At 65.1% G+C, this 16219-nt stretch carries 16 protein-coding genes and 1 pseudogene; 9 read left to right on the top strand and 8 right to left on the bottom strand.

Annotated elements, in window-relative coordinates; all coding sequences use genetic code 11:
• Window positions 1-7: 7 nt before the first annotated feature.
• Entirely contained in the window at window positions 8-769 is a 762-nt protein-coding gene (locus AC1D34_RS16860; protein WP_476824787.1) for an ABC transporter permease, read from the top strand.
• A 7-nt stretch (window positions 770-776) separates the two neighbouring features.
• Here the strand turns inward: AC1D34_RS16860 and AC1D34_RS16855 are convergent, their stop codons facing one another.
• Complete coding sequence (locus tag AC1D34_RS16855) at window positions 777-2459, bottom strand: methyl-accepting chemotaxis protein (RefSeq protein ID WP_476824779.1); 1683 nt, start codon at window positions 2457-2459, stop codon at window positions 777-779.
• 174 nt (window positions 2460-2633) lie between these two features.
• Here AC1D34_RS16855 and AC1D34_RS16850 point away from each other — a divergent pair, with 174 nt between their 5' ends.
• A complete protein-coding gene (locus tag AC1D34_RS16850) occupies window positions 2634-4256 on the top strand; it encodes a peptide chain release factor 3 (protein ID WP_441493229.1) in 1623 nt (540 codons plus the stop codon).
• A gap of 125 nt (window positions 4257-4381) precedes the next feature.
• On the opposite strand, the gene AC1D34_RS16845 is transcribed toward AC1D34_RS16850, so the two are convergent.
• The gene (locus AC1D34_RS16845) at window positions 4382-5686 is read right to left on the bottom strand and encodes an aminotransferase class V-fold PLP-dependent enzyme (protein ID WP_476824778.1); all 1305 of its coding nucleotides are present in this window, start codon (window positions 5684-5686) and stop codon (window positions 4382-4384) included.
• 407 nt (window positions 5687-6093) lie between these two features.
• Complete coding sequence (locus AC1D34_RS16840) at window positions 6094-7248, bottom strand: trans-sulfuration enzyme family protein (protein WP_441492209.1); 1155 nt, start codon at window positions 7246-7248, stop codon at window positions 6094-6096.
• Between the two features lie 115 nt (window positions 7249-7363).
• On the opposite strand from AC1D34_RS16840, the gene AC1D34_RS16835 reads away from it, so the two are divergent.
• Window positions 7364-7873: a TspO/MBR family protein gene (locus tag AC1D34_RS16835; RefSeq protein ID WP_441492208.1), complete on the top strand. Its 510-nt coding sequence runs from the start codon at window positions 7364-7366 to the stop codon at window positions 7871-7873.
• Window positions 7874-7886: 13 nt separating this feature from the next.
• On the opposite strand, the gene AC1D34_RS16830 is transcribed toward AC1D34_RS16835, so the two are convergent.
• The 4 genes and pseudogenes from AC1D34_RS16830 to AC1D34_RS16815 form a co-directional block, all read right to left on the bottom strand.
• Window positions 7887-9254 carry an Nramp family divalent metal transporter gene (locus AC1D34_RS16830; protein ID WP_441492207.1) on the bottom strand — a complete coding sequence of 456 codons (1368 nt, stop codon included), beginning with the start codon at window positions 9252-9254 and terminating at the stop codon, window positions 7887-7889.
• 183 nt (window positions 9255-9437) lie between these two features.
• Complete coding sequence (locus AC1D34_RS16825; protein WP_441505644.1) at window positions 9438-9812, bottom strand: response regulator; 375 nt, start codon at window positions 9810-9812, stop codon at window positions 9438-9440.
• Between the two features lie 3 nt (window positions 9813-9815).
• Complete coding sequence (hpt, locus tag AC1D34_RS16820) at window positions 9816-10376, bottom strand: hypoxanthine phosphoribosyltransferase (protein ID WP_069882402.1); 561 nt, start codon at window positions 10374-10376, stop codon at window positions 9816-9818.
• A gap of 690 nt (window positions 10377-11066) precedes the next feature.
• A pseudogene (locus AC1D34_RS16815) lies at window positions 11067-11165 on the bottom strand (zinc-ribbon domain-containing protein); the annotation flags it as partial.
• A 279-nt stretch (window positions 11166-11444) separates the two neighbouring features.
• On the opposite strand from AC1D34_RS16815, the gene ftsE reads away from it, so the two are divergent.
• The 5 genes from ftsE (at window position 11445) to AC1D34_RS16790 (ending at window position 15200) form a co-directional block, all read left to right on the top strand.
• Complete coding sequence (ftsE, locus tag AC1D34_RS16810; RefSeq protein WP_476824777.1) at window positions 11445-12104, top strand: cell division ATP-binding protein FtsE; 660 nt, start codon at window positions 11445-11447, stop codon at window positions 12102-12104.
• Entirely contained in the window at window positions 12091-13050 is a 960-nt protein-coding gene (locus tag AC1D34_RS16805; RefSeq protein ID WP_441492204.1) for a cell division protein FtsX, read from the top strand. Before ftsE ends, AC1D34_RS16805 begins: the two co-directional genes overlap by 14 nt.
• Window positions 13051-13185: 135 nt before the next feature.
• Window positions 13186-13932: a YdcF family protein gene (locus AC1D34_RS16800; protein WP_441492203.1), complete on the top strand. Its 747-nt coding sequence runs from the start codon at window positions 13186-13188 to the stop codon at window positions 13930-13932.
• A gap of 31 nt (window positions 13933-13963) precedes the next feature.
• Entirely contained in the window at window positions 13964-14719 is a 756-nt protein-coding gene (locus tag AC1D34_RS16795) for a lysophospholipid acyltransferase family protein (RefSeq protein WP_476824786.1), read from the top strand.
• Window positions 14720-14813: 94 nt separating this feature from the next.
• Complete coding sequence (locus AC1D34_RS16790) at window positions 14814-15200, top strand: hypothetical protein (RefSeq protein ID WP_476824776.1); 387 nt, start codon at window positions 14814-14816, stop codon at window positions 15198-15200.
• Window positions 15201-15203: 3 nt separating this feature from the next.
• On the opposite strand, the gene AC1D34_RS16785 is transcribed toward AC1D34_RS16790, so the two are convergent.
• Window positions 15204-15767 (bottom strand): gamma-glutamylcyclotransferase, encoded by a 564-nt coding sequence (locus tag AC1D34_RS16785; protein ID WP_441492201.1) that lies wholly within the window; start codon window positions 15765-15767, stop codon window positions 15204-15206.
• Between the two features lie 137 nt (window positions 15768-15904).
• Between AC1D34_RS16785 and AC1D34_RS16780 the strand changes: the two genes are divergently transcribed.
• Window positions 15905-16219 (top strand): DUF2125 domain-containing protein (locus AC1D34_RS16780; RefSeq protein WP_476824775.1); only part of this gene is annotated, 315 nt, incomplete at its 3' end.

The raw sequence follows: 16219 nt of genomic DNA, 5'->3' as shown, positions 1-16219 counted from the left end.
CATGGCTATCAACCTCCACGCGATGCGCGCGATCTATCGCTTCGAGATGGCGCGCACCTGGCGTACGCCACTGCAGAGCATCGTCTCGCCGGTGATCTCGACCTCGCTCTATTTCATCGTCTTCGGTGCCGCGATCGGTTCGCGCATGCAGGCGATCGACGGCGTCGCCTATGGCTCCTTCATCGTGCCCGGCCTGATCATGCTCTCGCTGCTGACGCAGAGCATCGCCAACGCCTCCTTCGCGATCTATTTCCCGAAATTCACCGGCACGATCTACGAGCTGCTCTCGGCGCCCGTGGCGTGGTGGGAGGCGGTCATCGCCTATGTCGGCGCGGCGGCCACGAAATCGATCTTTCTCGGCTTGATCATCCTGCTGACGGCGACGGCCTTCGTGCCGCTCAGGGTCGAGCATCCGGTCTGGATGTTGCTTTTCCTGTTCCTGACCGCGATGACCTTCAGCCTGTTCGGTTTCATCATCGGCATCTGGGCCGACGGTTTCGAGAAACTGCAAGTGATCCCGCTGCTCGTGGTGACGCCACTGACCTTCCTCGGCGGGTCGTTMTACTCGATCGACATGCTGCCGGGATTCTGGCGGACGGTGGCGCTGTTCAACCCGGTCGTCTACCTGATCAGCGGTTTCCGCTGGAGCTTCTTCGGCGTTTCCGAGGTCGGCATCGTCGTCAGCCTGGGAATGACGCTGGTCTTCCTCGCCGCCTGCATTGCGACGGTCGGCTGGATCTTCCGGACCGGATATCGCCTGAAGACCTGAGCCGGCCTCAGGCCGCCTTGACGTCAGAGAAGAAGGTCTCGACGGCACCCCGCAGCGTCTCCGCCTCACGACTCAGGCTTTCGGCCGTCTTCAGAACCTGACTTGCCGAAAGCATGGTCTCCTCGGATGCGGCGGTGACCCCCTCCATCTTGCGCGAGACGCGGATGGTGCCATCCGACGTTGCCTGCGCATTGCGGGCGATCTGCGCCGTTGCCTGCATCTGCWGCTCAGTCGCCCCTGCAATCGCCACGGTGTGCTGGGCCACTTCGGCCATCACCGCCGCGATCGCTTCGATTGCGGCGACTGCGCCGCGTGTCTCGGTTTCGAAGGCCGCGATCTGGGCGGCGATCTCATCCGTCGCTTGGGACGTCCGGCTCGCCAGGGTCTTCACCTCGCCAGCGACGATGCTGAAGCCGCGCCCGGCCTCGCCGGCACGTGCCGCCTCGATCGAGGCGTTGAGGGCGAGGAGATTGGTCTGGGCAGCGATGTCGCGGATCATCGAGACGATCTTGCCGATTTCTTCGGCGGCATAGGTCAGGTTGGCGACATTCGCGCTCGCGCTGGTGGCATCGCGCGCAGCATTGCCGACGACGCCATTGGCCTTGGCGACCCGCCCCGTGATCTCTGCGATCGAGCCGGAGAGCTGTTCCGAAGCCGCGGCAACATTGCGAACGCTGTCGGCGGCATCAAGGCAGGCAGTGCGAGCGTCTTCGGCCTGCGAGGTTGCGGCCGTCGCTGCATCGTTCAAGGTCCGGGCCGTGCTCTCCATCTGGCTCGAACCGGATCTCACCGTCTTCAGCACGGCGTCGATCCTGGCATCGAAGCTGCGGATGAGTTCGTCAATCCTGATCTGACGCTCGGCACGGGCGGCCTCGGTCACCCGGGCGGCGCCTTCGAGCTCGGCGCGCGCCATGGCGTTGTCGCGAAAGACGACGACCGAGCGGGCCATATCGCCGATCTCGTCCGGGCGTGCCGCCAGAGGAATTTCGGCGACCGGTTCCGACTGTGCCAAGCGGCGCATCGTTGCCGCCAACCGCCTGAGCGGCTGTGAAACGCGCCGATGCACGATCCAGAGCGCGAGAGCGAGACCGGCCGCGATCATCAGAGCGCCGATCAGCGTCTGCCGCCTCGCGCTGCTGTCCTGCAGCGCGTCGAGGCGGGAATCGATGATGCGGCTGTTGACGTCGTTGAGAACCGCGATGTGTTTCAACGCTTCGTTCAGTGCCTTGCGGTTCGCCCGGTTGACCTCGTTGTTGCCGTGCCTGTTTGCTGCGGAGGGGCCCTCGATGCGTGCGAGCCGAACCGTCTCCCGCCGGAAGCGGATGAATTGCTCGATCTGGTCGGAGACAGCGGCAAAGGCTGCGCCGTCCTCTGCCTGAACGAGAGGGCGCCAATCGTCCATGACCTCATGGATCTGGGCAAGATCATCCAGGAGTGGCTGGGCGAAGCGCTCGGCATCGGCAGAATCGCGGCTCATATAGAGCCCGCGCGTTTCCATCACGACGGCGTTGACCAACCCGTTGATCCGTTCGGCCATCAGCACGCGGCGCGATGCGAGCTGCATCTCGTCCGTCATCGCCGCGTAGCGGCCAAGCGCCTGGACCCCGAGGATGGTTGCCAGGGCGGCAGTGACGGCGAGAAGCAGGACGGCTCCGAAGATCTGGCTGGAAATCTTGCGCAGGGACGCCATCCGCTCGTGGGTTGAAGCGCCGGCCGCAGCTGGCGCAGATGTGATCGCGGCGCCGGATGATGGCTGCGAATGGTTAATCCATGGTGATCTGCGGGCCCATCAAGTGGCGCGGCTGGCGTCGAAGTCGCGTTGCGGATCATTGACAGCGGGCGCCCTTCCTGTCTTCACACCGACATGACCGATATTTCCATCCTTGATGCCCCGGCGACCGCCGTCGCGCCGCATGCGCGCCGGCGTACCTTCGCCATCATCTCGCACCCGGACGCCGGCAAGACGACGCTGACCGAGAAGCTGCTCTATTTCGGCGGCGCGATTCAGCTCGCGGGCGAAGTGCGCGCCAAGGCGGGCCGCCGCCAGACATCATCCGACTGGATGAAGATCGAGCGTCAGCGCGGCATCTCGGTCGTCACCTCGGTGATGACCTTCGAGTATGGCGGGCACGTCTTCAATCTGCTCGACACGCCGGGCCACGAGGACTTCTCGGAAGACACCTATCGCACGCTGACGGCGGTCGACTCCGCGGTGATGGTGATCGACGCCGCCAAGGGTATCGAGGCGCGGACCAAGAAGCTGTTCGAGGTCTGCCGGCTGCGCGACATCCCGATCGTGACCTTCATCAACAAGGTCGATCGCGAGACGCGCGATCCCTTCGACCTGATCAACGAGATCGAGACGACGCTGGCGCTCGACGTCGCGCCGATGACCTGGCCGGTCGGGCGCGGGCGCGACTTCGTCGGGACACTCGATTTCGCCTCGAATACCTTCCGTCGCAACCAGAAGGGCGACGAGAGCGACGCGGGAACCCCCGTTGCGGGCGAGGACGATCCGCTCTTCGACGAGCTCCTGCCGAACGGCCTTGCCGAGACCTGGCGCGAGGAGGTTTTCCTGGCGCGCGAGGGCCTGAAGCCGTTCGACCTGGAGTCCTTTCGCGAGGGCCATCTGACGCCGGTCTATTTCGGCGCGGCGCTGCGTGACTATGGTGTGCGCGACCTGATCGACGCGCTCGGCCGGCATGCTCCGAGCCCACGCGCCCAGGTCGCGGACAAACGCGCGGTGGAGGCGGAAGAGCCGAAGATGACCGGCTTCGTCTTCAAGATCCAGGCGAACATGGATCCTAACCATCGCGACCGCATCGCCTTCATGCGGGTCTGCTCGGGCAAGCTTTCGCGCGGCATGAAGGCGAAGCTGGTTCGCACGGGCAAGCCGATGCCGCTGAACGCGCCGCAGTTCTTCTTTGCGCGAGACCGCTCGATTGCCGAAGAGGCCTTTGCCGGCGACATCGTCGGCTTGCCGAACCACGGTACCTTGCGCATCGGCGATACGCTCACCGAGGGCGAGGACATCGTCTTCAAGGGCGTGCCGAGCTTCGCGCCGGAAATCCTGCGCCGCGTCAAGCTCAAGGACGCGATGAAGGCGAAGAAGCTGCGCGAGGCCCTGCAGCAAATGGCGGAGGAGGGGGTCGTCCAGCTCTTCCTGCCGCATGACGGCGCTCCGGCGATCGTCGGCGTGGTCGGCGCATTGCAGCTCGACGTGCTGAAGGAGCGCATGGATGTCGAGTATTCGCTGCCCGTCGATTTCGAGCCGTGCCAGTTCGCGATCGCGCGCTGGGTCTCCTCGGACGATCAGGCGGCGCTCGCAAAATTCGTCGCGCTGAAGCCGTCTTCGATGGCGGACGATCTCGACGGCGACCCGGTCTTCATGGCCTCGTCCCAGTTCACGTTGAAATACGATGCGGAGCGCGTCCCGGAGATCACCTTCTCCGACGTCAAGGACTATCAGAAGGTCGCGAAGGCCTGAGATTCTCCCTCTCCGAGGAGAGGGAGAAGACAGGACGGGGATCGGCGACGCGCCTCATCCCCGTTGTTGCCTCTTGAGGATGCGGCGCGGCCGAGCTCTGCGCTCGCGCGGGCCGACCAGCGGGCTTATCCCGCGCGATTGCCGGAGACGATCGCCAGGGCCTCGACGAAGCGATCGAGATCCGCCTCCATGATGTAGGGGGCCGGCGAGATCCGGATCGTATTGCCCTTGGCGACGCCGCCGCGGCGAACGGTCATCACCTTGTGCTTGTCGCGCAGCTCCGCAACGATCGCATTGGTCTCCGCAGGGCTGCGCTTGCCGGCCAGGGCGAACGAGGTGATGCCGGCCACCATGCCGGGATCGTCCGGGGTCTGGATCTCGACGCCTTTGAGTTCGCGTGCCTTCGCGACCCAGTGATTGCGCAGGTGGCGGTAGCGCGCCTCCTTGGCCTCCGGGCCGATCTCCTGATGCAGGGCGAGTGCGGCAGGGACCGCGAGCTGCGCTGCGAAGTTCGGCGTGCCGGTATGGATCCGCGAGCGGACATCGTCGGCCTTGAAATCCTCGTCGGCCATATAGGGGTCGATATCGCCGAGCCGGTCCTTAGCAATGTAGAGCAGGCCGACACCGAGCGGCGCGCCGATCCATTTGTGCAGGTTGAAGCCGATGAAATCGACGCCGAGATCCCGGGCCTGAAAGGCGACCTGGCCCCAGCTATGGGCCGCGTCGAGGATGACATCGGCGCCGCGCGCCTTGGCCATCGCAGCCAGTTCCTTGACCGGCATCATCAGCCCGGTGCGATGGCTGATATGGGTCAGCAGGAGAAGCTTCGTCCTGGGATTGGCCTTGAGCGCTGCGTCATAGGCGTCGAGCACGGCCTGGCGCGTGGCGGGCTCCGGGATGTCGAACCTGACGACATCGACACCGCGCCGAGCCTTCAGCCAGTTCATCGCATACTGCATCGAATCGTAGTCGAGATCGGCATAGAGCACGGTGTCGCCGGGCTTGAGCTTGTTGTAGCCGGAGATCAGCGCCTGCAGCGCCTCGGTTGCGCCCCGCGCCAGCGCGATCTCCTCGCGCGCAACGCCGAGGAATGCGGCGAGTGGGGTGCGGACATTGTCGAGATCGGCGCCGATCCTGCTGCGGGCATAGACCGTGTTCTCGAAGTTCACGAAGTCGGTCAGGCGCTTGTACTCGGCCTTCACCGGCTCGGCCATGATGCCCCAATAGCCGTTCTCGAGATTCACCATGTCGGGCGTGACGCTGTAGAGGCCGCGCACGATGTTCCAGTAGCTCGTGTCCGTGCCGGGATTGACGGTCGGAAATGCCGGCAGGCTGCGCGCGGCGGCAGGCATCGGCTGCGGTATCAGCGCTGCGGCGCCAAGGCCGAGCAGAAGCGTGCGGCGATTCGTTTCGAAGGCTTGGCCGGTCATGAGCGTCATCTCCTCGCTGATGCCGCGCAGAGCTAACGATGGGCTGTTGCAGACCTGTGACGATCCACCGGATTGATCGTGGGCCTTGTCCCCCAGCGGGCTCGGAAGCACCGGGTCGGGCTACCAGCGCGCTCAGGTTTCGCGGCCGCACCCGAAYACGGCCCAGAGATTGGCTCCCATGGCTTCAGGACGCCCGAGGAAGAGGCGGGCCATGCCCTTCGTGCGCTGCAAGCGCGCGCAGCCACGACACCATTCAGGGCGACGGCATGCGTTCCCACGGCTGCGGCCTGTTCCAGCCCTGAAGCTGCTGGAACGACCGGCAATTCGGGACCCTTTCCGCTGCCGGTCAAAGGCGGTGGAAAAGGGGGGCACGTGCGCCTGCTGGCTATGGCACGGGCGACCCTGCGCTAGGCGTGCCCGGCCTTCAGCGCCTGGTCGAGGTCGTTGTAGAGGTCCTCGACATCTTCGATGCCGGTCGAGAGGCGCAGTAGATCGACCGGGCAGGGCGAGCCTGCGCCCTCGATCGAGGCGCGATGCTCGATCAGGCTCTCGACGCCGCCCAGCGAGGTGGCGCGCTTGTAGAGCTCGACATGCGCCGCCGCCTTGATCGCCGCCCTCTCGCCGCCGGTGACCTGGATCGACAGCATATAGCCGAAGCCGTTCTGCATCTGGCGCGCCGCGATGTCATGGCCCGGATGCTGTGGCAGGCCGGGATAGAGCACGCGGGCCACCAGCGGGTGGGCGGAGAGCTTCTGGGCGAGCGTCATGGCGGAGGCCGTCTGGCGTTCCTGGCGGACGTGAAGGGTGCGCATGCCGCGCATCAGCAGATAGGCCTCGAAGGGGCCGAGAACGCCGCCCTGCATCTTGCGGACTGTTTTCACGCGGTTCCAGAAGGCGTCATCCTCGCGGGCGCAGAGGGCGCCGGCGACGACGTCGGAATGGCCGTTCAGCACCTTGGTGGCAGCGTGCATGACGATGTCGGCACCGAGCGTAAGCGGCCGGGTATGGACCGGGGACGCGCAGGTCGAATCGACCGCAAGCTTCGCACCGGCCGCATGGGCGATCTCGGCGGCGCCGGCGATGTCGGTGATGGTCCAGAGCGGGTTCGAGGGCGTCTCGGCCCAGACCAGCTTGGTGACGCCTGGCTTTACGGCGGCCTTCAGCGCGTTGAGATCATCTGTCTCGACGAATTCGATCTTCAGGCCCCAGCGCGTGGCCTCGGTCAGCAGCCAGGAGCGAAGCGCCCAGTACATCACCTTCGAGGCGACGACATGATCCCCCGGCGAGAGCGCCTGGAAGACAGCCGTGGCGGCCGCCATGCCCGAGCTGAAGAGCAATGCCCCCGCCTTCGCCTCTTCCAGCATCGCGAGCACGGTTTCCGCCTCGCGCACCGTCTCGTTGTCCGGGCGTCCATAGACGAAGCCGGAGGAGTAGCCGTTGTCCTCGTCGCGGATATAGGTCGTGGCGATATGGATCGGCGTCACGACGCCCTTGGTGAGCTGATCGATCTTGCCCATGGCCTGGGCGGCCAGCGAACGGGGATGAAGCGGGCGCTTGGTCATGGAGCGATTCCGGAAAGGTTCCATGAGGAACGGGAATGTCCATCTGGCGCAGGCATGGGGGTTGGCGCAAGGGTCTCGGCTTGCCGATGCCGCAGACGCACCCCATGCTGGGGGCATGAGCACTTTGTCGAGCAAGGCCGGATCTTCGCCGAGGCCGATCTGGGTCGATCTGCTGATTGCGATCGTCCCGGTGGTCGCCGCCTCGCTGCTGGGCAGCGCGGCCACCGTTCCGCAAATCCCAGGCTGGTATGCGACGCTTGCCAAGCCGCCATTCAACCCGCCGAACTGGCTGTTCGCGCCGGTCTGGACGGCGCTGTTTGCGATCATGGCGTTGAGCGTCTACCGCATCCTCCGACTGCCGGCAGAGACGCCCGGCAAGTCCGGGGCGCTGATCGCCTATCATGTCCAGCTTCTGCTGAACGTGCTGTGGTCATTCGGATTCTTCGGAATGCAGAGTCCGCTCGCCGGGATCCTGGTGATCCTGCCGCTGCTGGCGATGATCCTGATCACGATCAAGCGCTTCGCTCCGCTCGATCGTCTCGCGGCGAACCTGTTCTGGCCCTATGCCGCCTGGGTGTCCTTCGCGACCGTGCTGACAATCTCGATCTGGTGGCTGAACCGGTAGATGTCCGCTCGGTTCAGCCGAAGGCGACGTCGAAGATCAGCTTGACGTTCAGGGCGATGATGATCGCTGCGATGACGAAGGCGCTCGCCGTCAGCCAGCGCGGCGAGACCAGTTCGCCCATCTTCTTGCGCGACGCCGTGAACATGACGAGCGGCACGATGGCGAAGGGCAGCTGGAAGCTCAGGATCACCTGCGAGAGGATGAGCAGCTTGCCGGTCTGCGCTTCGCCATAGACGATCGTCACGACGATGGCAGGGATGATGGCGACCAGGCGCGTGACCAGGCGGCGCAGCCATGCCGGCAGCTTGATGTCGATGAAGCCTTCCATGACGATCTGTCCCGCCATGGTCGCGGTCACCGTCGAGTTCAGGCCGCAGCAGAGCAGCGCGATGGCGAAAAGCGATGGCGCGATCGAGGCGCCGAGCAGCGGGGCGAGCAGTTCATGCGCGCGCCCGAGTTCGGAGACGGTGTTCTGACCGGTCTTGTAGAAGGTCGCGGCGGCGAGGATCAGGATCGCTGCGTTGATAGTCAGTGCGAACATCAAGGCGACGGTCGAATCCAGTGTCGCGTATTTCAGCGCCTCGCGCTTCTCCGGCAGGCTGCCGCCATAGGCGCGGGTCTGCACGATGCCGGAATGCAGATAGAGGTTATGCGGCATCACCGTCGCGCCAATGATGCCGAGCGCGAGGTAGAGCATGTTGGGATTGGTGACGATGTCGGTCGTCGGGGCAAAGCCGCGAATGACCTGGCCCCAGTCCGGATCGGCGAGTGCGATCTGGACGGCGAAACAGACGGCGATGACGCCCAGCAGCGTGATGATGAAGGCTTCGATCCAGCGAAAACCCTTGGTCTGCAGCCAGAGGATGACGAAGACATCGAGCGCGGTGATCAATACGCCGATTTCGAGCGGAATTCCGAAGAGCAGATTGAGGCCGATTGCCGTGCCGATGACCTCGGCGAGGTCGGTCGCGCAGATCGCCAGTTCCGCAAAGATCCAGAGCGGCCACGAAACCCAGCGCGGATAGGCATCACGGCAGGCCTGCGCAAGGTCCCTGCCTGTCGCGACCGCCAGCCGCGCGCAAAGCGACTGCAGGATGATCGCCATGATATTGGAGACGAGTGCGACGACCAGCAGCGCGTAGCCGAACTGCGCGCCGCCCGCGAGCGAGGTCGCCCAGTTGCCAGGGTCCATGTAGCCGACGGCCACCAGATAGCCCGGCCCGAGAAATGTGAGGAACTTGCGCCAGGGAGTGGCCTTGGCCGAAACCGGGATCGATCGAAAGACGTCCAGCAGCGACGGATCACCCCGCGGCCGTTGCCACCCGGCGGGGTGTGCCGCGTCCGCGACATCCTTCGACGTGCTCACGACATCGATCGTCATGCTCGACCCCGACCTGCAATTCATTTGCAAGAGCAGGATGACAGGTCGAGCAAAACCCGTCAATGCAGCTGCAACTCGGTTGCAATAAATGCCGCGACGAAAGTCTGCGGCTGTCGCCAAAGGTCGGCATTCTCCGGCCCGATGAATCGCCTGGAGCGCGTGATACCGGTATAAGCGCGATGTTCAGCCGATCGAGCGTTCGATCACGCGCATGACCGTGGTGCGCAATTCGGCGATGGTGAAGGGCTTCGTCATCACTTCCGAGACGATTGCCTCCAGGCTCTTGGCGCGCTCACGCTGCTCGGCATAGCCCGTCATCAGCATGATGGGCAGGTCCGGAAACTCCTGTTTGGCGGCGAGCGCGAGCGCGATCCCGTCCATCAGCGGCATGCGGATATCGGTGAGCAGGAGGTCGAAACGCCCCTTCTCGGCCATGAGAATCTCCAGCGCTTCGGCGCCGTCGCCCGCCATCATGCAGACATGTCCGTCAAGCGTGAGACCGCGCGCCACCAGGGCGCGCAGGCTTTCCTCATCGTCGACGACCAGAATACGTGACATCGTTCAGATACCTGGAAGGCCGGCCTGATCGGCAGTCTCGATGACGCCGACATAGGGCAGCTGTCGATAGGAATGTGCGACATCCATGCCGTAGCCGACAACGAAGTAATCGGGACAGTCGAAGCCGACATAATCGGCCTGGATGTTGACGGCGCGCTTGGCCGGCTTTTCCAGGAGCACCGCTGTGGAAACGCGCGATGCGCCACGGGCGGCCAGCAGGTCCTTGGCGAAGGCGAGGGTTCGGCCGGATTCGAGAATGTCGTCGACCAGCAGCACCTGACGGCCACGAACGTCGCTCTGCACGTCGCGCAGGATTTCGACCTGCCCGGAGGAAATGGTCGCAGCGCGATAGCTCGAGAGATGGACGAATTCGACCTGCGGCGTCATGCCGGCGCGATGCATCGCCCGGATGAGGTCGGCGACGAACATGAAACTGCCTTTGAGCACTGCGACGACCAGCAGGTCGGGCGGGTAGGCGGCAGCGATCTCGCGTGCCATTTCCTCGTTCCGCTTGGCGATCGCGGCCTCTTCGTAGAGCACCCGGATGCGTAGGGGCTGAGTCATCGTCGTCAGTGTCCTTTCGGGTCTCGCCGGATGCCGGCCGCCCGTTTGGCGCAGCACGCTGCGCAGTCTGGTTCCAATCGCAGGTTTATACGATCGCTTGCAGCGGGATAGTGCGGCGAGGTGAAGGCGCGGGCAACCGGTATAGAGGGTCTGGCCAGCCGAATCGCGCACGGCGACCTCGATTTGCGGCACTTTGGCGACGGTCTTGGTGATGTTGGTGACATCGCCCTCGACCACCAGGAAGCGGCCTTGCGCGTCCTGCACGACCCCGCTCTCGATGCCCGTCAGGCTGAGGCCGCGCACGTTCACCGGCAGGCCGAWCTTCTCGAAGACGACAGCGAGCTGGGGAGCGCCACGGACCGCCACGTCCCGTTTCCAGACAAGCAGCCCGAGCACGGCGAGACCGCCGATCGCGAGCGCCGGCGCAGCCATGGCTCGCATCCGGGTGCCCAGCGGCACGGGGGCGGCCTTTCGACCTGTGCGCGCAGAACGGCGACCGCGCGGCCTGGCTCCAGGGCGGCTTGGTTCATCGCCTTCGGCCAGGGCCGCGCGCTCGGCTGTGAGTGCGGACACCTGTTCCTCGATCTCGGCAGCGCGGCGCAGCTCTTCGTCGAGCAGCGCGGTCGTTTCCTCGCTGCTCGGCGCATCGGGAAATGTGACCGGCTGGGGCTCCGCCTCGACATGCCAGCGCGTCTCGCATTTGGCGCAACGCACCTTGCGCCCGGACGGGCCAAGTTTGGCCGCATCGAGTTCATATTGGCTGGAGCAGGACGGGCAGACGATCAGCATGGTTTGGCGAATGACTCTTTCGCAATGGCACCGGTACGCGCGGCTCAGGTGCCGCTGCAGATTTCTTCCCTGGCGCAGCGCGATTCAAGCTCTCGCGTGCGGCTCGTGGAGGTCTCGACCCATTGGAGGGATTTATGGTTAACGCCCCGTGAAGAACCTGTACTGCATGGTTTGAAGATCGGCCGGCTTTCCGCCGGCACCGGCTTGCGGTGTAGGATCGCGGTCGAGATTCGCAAGGGATGCCCGCGACTGCCGGGCTTGCTCCGAAGGGACGAGGGCTTGGTTCGGTTCGAGAATGTCGGTCTGCGTTACGGCATGGGCCCCGAGGTGCTGAAGGACATCAACTTCAGCATCGCGCCGCGCTCGTTCCAGTATCTGACCGGCCCGTCCGGCGCCGGCAAGACGACCCTGATCCGGCTCGTGCTAATGGCTCTGAAGCCGACGCGCGGGCTGGTGAACCTGTTCGGCCAGGATGTGTCGCGGCTGGATGCGACGACGCTCACGGCCTTCCGTCGCCGCATGGGGGTGGTGTTCCAGGATTTTCGCCTGCTCGATCACCTCACGGTCTACGAGAATGTCGCGTTGCCGCTGCGCGTGCTCGGCAAGGAAGAGACGAGCTACCGCGCGGAGGTCGTCGAACTGCTGCGCTGGGTCGGTCTCGGCGAGCGCATGCATGCCGTACCGACCATTCTCTCGGGCGGCGAGAAGCAGCGCGCCGCGATCGCGCGCGCCTTGATCGGGCGGCCGGAGTTGTTGCTGGCGGACGAGCCCACCGGGAAKGTCGACCCGGCGCTCGGCCGGCGATTGCTGCGCCTGTTCATGGAATTGCAGTCGCTCGGGACCGCCGTCGTGATCGCAACCCACGATCTCGCGCTGATGGAGCTCTATGATGCTCCGCGCCTTGTCATTGCCGACGGCCATCTTCATGTCGACAGCTGACTTCGAGCAGGATGGGGAACCGCGTGAACGCGCGCTCCCACTCAATCTCCGACGGGACCAGCCGCTGGTTCCGGTCGATTCGGCTGCCGGCCGGGCGCTGGTCGCGGTGATCGCGATCCTGACCTTTCTCGCGGCCCTCAGTGCCGGCGCGGCGCTGCTCGCCGCACACGCCTCCGAGCAGTGGCGCGGTGCCGTCGCCAATGAGATGACGATCCAGATTCGGCCGGACACACGCCGCAATATCGAGAGCGACGTTGCGCGCGCGGTCGAGATGGCACGTGCCGTTGCCGGCGTCGACGAGGTGCGCGCCGTACCGAAGGCGGAGTCGGACAAGCTGCTCGAGCCCTGGCTGGGCGCGGGGCTCGATCTCGTCGAACTGCCGGTGCCGCGGCTGATCGTGTTGAAGCTGCGCAGCGGCAATTCGGCGGAAATCGCGGCTTTCAAGGAAACGCTGCGGCGCGACGTCCCGACCGCGAGCCTGGACGATCACCGCCTCTGGCTGCGCCGCCTCTCGACCATGGCCAACACCATCATCCTTGCCGGTGTCGTCGTCGTTCTGCTGGTCCTGACCGCCGCGGCGCTGGCCGTGGCCTTTGCGACGCGCGGAGCAATGGCCGGCAGCCGCGACAGCGTCGAGGTCTTGCATCTTGTCGGAGCTGATGATGACTTCATCGCGCGGGAATTCCAGGCGCGGTTCGTCAGGCTCGGGCTCAAGGGGGGCGCGGCTGGAGGGCTTGCTGCAATCGTGGCCATCGCCATTCTGGGCTGGCTCGCCTCCAGCTGGAGTTCGTCGCCGGGGTCAGAGCAGATTCAGGCCATGTTCGGTGCTTTCGAGATCGGCTGGTCGGGTTATGCCGCTGTGCTTCTGGTGGCGATGGTGGTGGCGGCGATATCCGGTCTCGTTTCGCGGTTTACCGTGCGCCATTATTTGCGGGTGCTGGGGTAGTGAAGTCTTAATCTCTGGGGCGGAGGACGACTTTTCACGTCGCCCTTATGCCCGATTGCCGGTTTAGCCTGGCAAGACATGGTGATGATGGGAATCAGACACGGACAGCTGCCGGTGAGGGGGGGGGACAACGCGATGTCGCCGACCGCGACGAGCAGGAGGAGCTCTGCAGGAGTCTGGGCATGGCGCCTGACCCTTGCCGTTGCTGCCCTGCTCGCGCTCGCGCTCGCCGGCGGTTATGCCGGTTTCATTGCCAGGATCGAACAGCGCGAGCCGACGGTCGCGCCGCGTACGGATGCGATCGTCGTCGTGACCGGCGGGGCCCAGCGCGTCGGCGATGCCATCGGCCTGCTCGGGGCCGAACGTGGGTCGCGCTTGCTGATCAGCGGTGTCAACGAGCGCACCGGCCGTGAGGAGCTTGCAAAGCTCAATCCCTCCGCGCGCGAGCTGCTCGGCTGTTGCGTCGATCTCGACTATCGCGCCCGCAACACCATCGGCAATGCCATCGAGGCACGCCGCTGGGTCCGCAGGCACGACTTCAAGTCACTGCTGCTGGTGACCTCCAATTATCATATGCCGCGGGCGCTGGCCGAGTTCAGCCACGCCATGCCAGGCGTTCGCGTCGTGCCGCACCCGGTGGTGACCGAGCATATCGATGCATCGAGCTGGTGGAACGAATGGCGCGTCGCCAGGGTGCTCGTCCCGGAATATGTGAAATACTTGGTGGCGCGGCTACGCAGCATGCTGGAGGACGATCCGGAAACATCGCGCCTGTCGGTGATCATCGGCGGGCGAAAGCCGGTCTCCTCCAAGCCTGCCAGCGTGCTCGGCCCCGAGAACGAAAAGCGCACGCGCCTGGGGGCGGAGGAGCGCGGCGCTTGACGTCGGCGAGCCGGCGCGCTCTTTGCGCGCCATGCTCGTGCTGCGCTCGCTCCTTTTCAACGTCCTGTTCTATCTGAACCTGATCCTGTGGCTGATTTTCGCGGCGTTGCCCGCGCTTGTCCTGCCGCGGCGCTATATGCTGTGGGTCGCCCTGACCTGGGCGCGCAGTGCGTTGTGGCTCATGCGGGTGACGGCTGGAACCCGCTATGAGATTAGCGGTCTCGAGAATATTCCGCAGGGCGGCATGATGGTGGCCGCGAAACACCAGTCGTTCTGGGAGACCTTTGCGCTCGTCACTATCTTCCAGGACCCGGTCTTCATCCTGAAGCGTGAACTGACCTGGATCCCGTTCTTCGGCTGGTGCCTGTGGAAGATGCGCATGATTCCGGTCAATCGTGGCGCGCGGGCACGGGCTCTCTCGCATGTGACCCGCCGCGCCAAGGTCGAGCTTGGCCAGAACGGCCGCCAGCTCCTGATCTTCCCGGAAGGAACGCGCCGTCCGGCCGGGGCGCCGCCGGCCTACAAGTTCGGCGTCGCACATCTCTATGCCGAGCTCGGCGTGCCCTGCGTGCCGGTCGCGCTCAACTCGGGGCTCTACTGGCCGCGCCGCAAATTCCTGCGCCGCCCTGGAACGATTCGCGTCGAGATCCTRCCGCCGATCCTGCCCGGCATGTCGAAGGAAGCTTTCCAGGCGCAGTTGCAGGATCGCTTCGAGACTGCCAGCKACAGGCTGCTCGCCACGGGGCGCGGCGAACTCGCCAGGATCGGGCAGGACCCCCTCGCTTAGACGAGCCCCGGTGGCGCATTCCGCCCGCAAGGCGGGCCATGCTTGACAGGTGTTCAAATTTGTTCTCTTTTTGTTCGGAACAAAGGAGGAACAAATGCCTGTTCTCGCCCTTAAGCTGGACGAATGGAGCATCGAACCCGGTGCGGATGCGCGCGAAATGCCGCTGCGCAGCACCGCAGGGTTGGGCGAGCGTCGCTTCACCGCCTGGCGTGGTCGATCAGGGCGCCGCTATGTCGCCTCGGTCTTTTCGGTCACGGACGATCATGCTCTCGGCTTCAGCGATGCCGTGCTGCTCGCGGTATCCGAGGACCGGCAGATTATCGCGGCGCGCGAGAGCGGTCCCTTCGGGATTGAAGCTGCGCTGACGCGCTGGCGCCGGTCCGTCGTGCTTGCCGGGGCGAGCGAGATCCATATCCATCTGCTCGCCGAGGACGGCTTGAGACGCCGGGCTGCATTGCTCGACCTGATGCCGCAGGTGTGAGGCTTAGAGCGGCGGGCGTGGCTCGGGCAGACCGGGTGCCAGCACATGAGCCAGATGGCTCAGGACCGGGTCGAAGATGCCCATCTTGCGCAGGTGATCATGCGTGCGCAGGACATAGTCGGGGTTCTCTCCGGAGCTTCCGCGGCCCTGGCGCACCAGTTTGAGCAATTCCTCGGCCGGCAGGCGGCCAGCATATTGCAGGTGTTTGCGGTCGGCCACATAGACCAGCGCCCGGATGCGGCGGCCGTCCTCGAGCCTGACGGGCAGATGGCGTTCGAGATAGACGGAGGTCGCCTGCTCGCGCTCGCGCAGATAGGCGATGGTCCCGGCGGCATGGGGGGGCGCCACCCTGAAGGCGAGCCCTCGGCAAATGCCGCCACGATCGAGCCCAAGCACGAGGCCCGGCCGTTCCGGGGTGCCGCGATGGACATGCGAGAAGACGCAAAGCGAGCGATGATAGCCGTTGAGTCGGGCCGCCACGCTTTCCTCGAAGGCGAAGCCGGGGCGCCAGATCAACGAACCGTAGCCGAAGACCCACAGATCGTCAGAAGCTGCATTCGCTGTCATCGTTATCCCACAGTTTCGCCGTCAGAAGCTGCTTGACGAAGGAAGCGTTCGAATCGGCCGAGAGAATGGCGGGTCTGGCGCTTCCTGCGACCGGGAGCTAACAATCCGGCCGCTTTCGCGCAATGGATCGCTGCTGCATGACCGACCTCCCTTCCGAGCGCCGCCGAGGCCGCTTCTGGCTTTATGCGCCCTTCGCCCTGCTCGTGCTGCTGGCCTTGGCCTGGTTCGGCTTCTGGTTCGTCGTCAAAGGGCGGGTGGTCGAGGGACTTGACCGCGTTGTTGCCCGCGAGGCGCAGATGGGCCGAACGTGGACATGCAGCGATCGCTCCGTCGCAGGCTTTCCCTTTCGGATCGAGGTCCGCTGCGCGGGGTTGACGCTGACCTCGTCGCGCTGGGGCGATACGGTCAAGGTCGAGACTGGCCCGAGTGTGGCGGTCGGACAGATCTATACG

The sequence above is a fragment of the Allobosea sp. P1_A7 genome, assembly GCF_056406775.1.
Note: the sequence above shows the minus strand (reverse complement) of the source record. Positions and strands in the feature narration are given on the sequence as shown.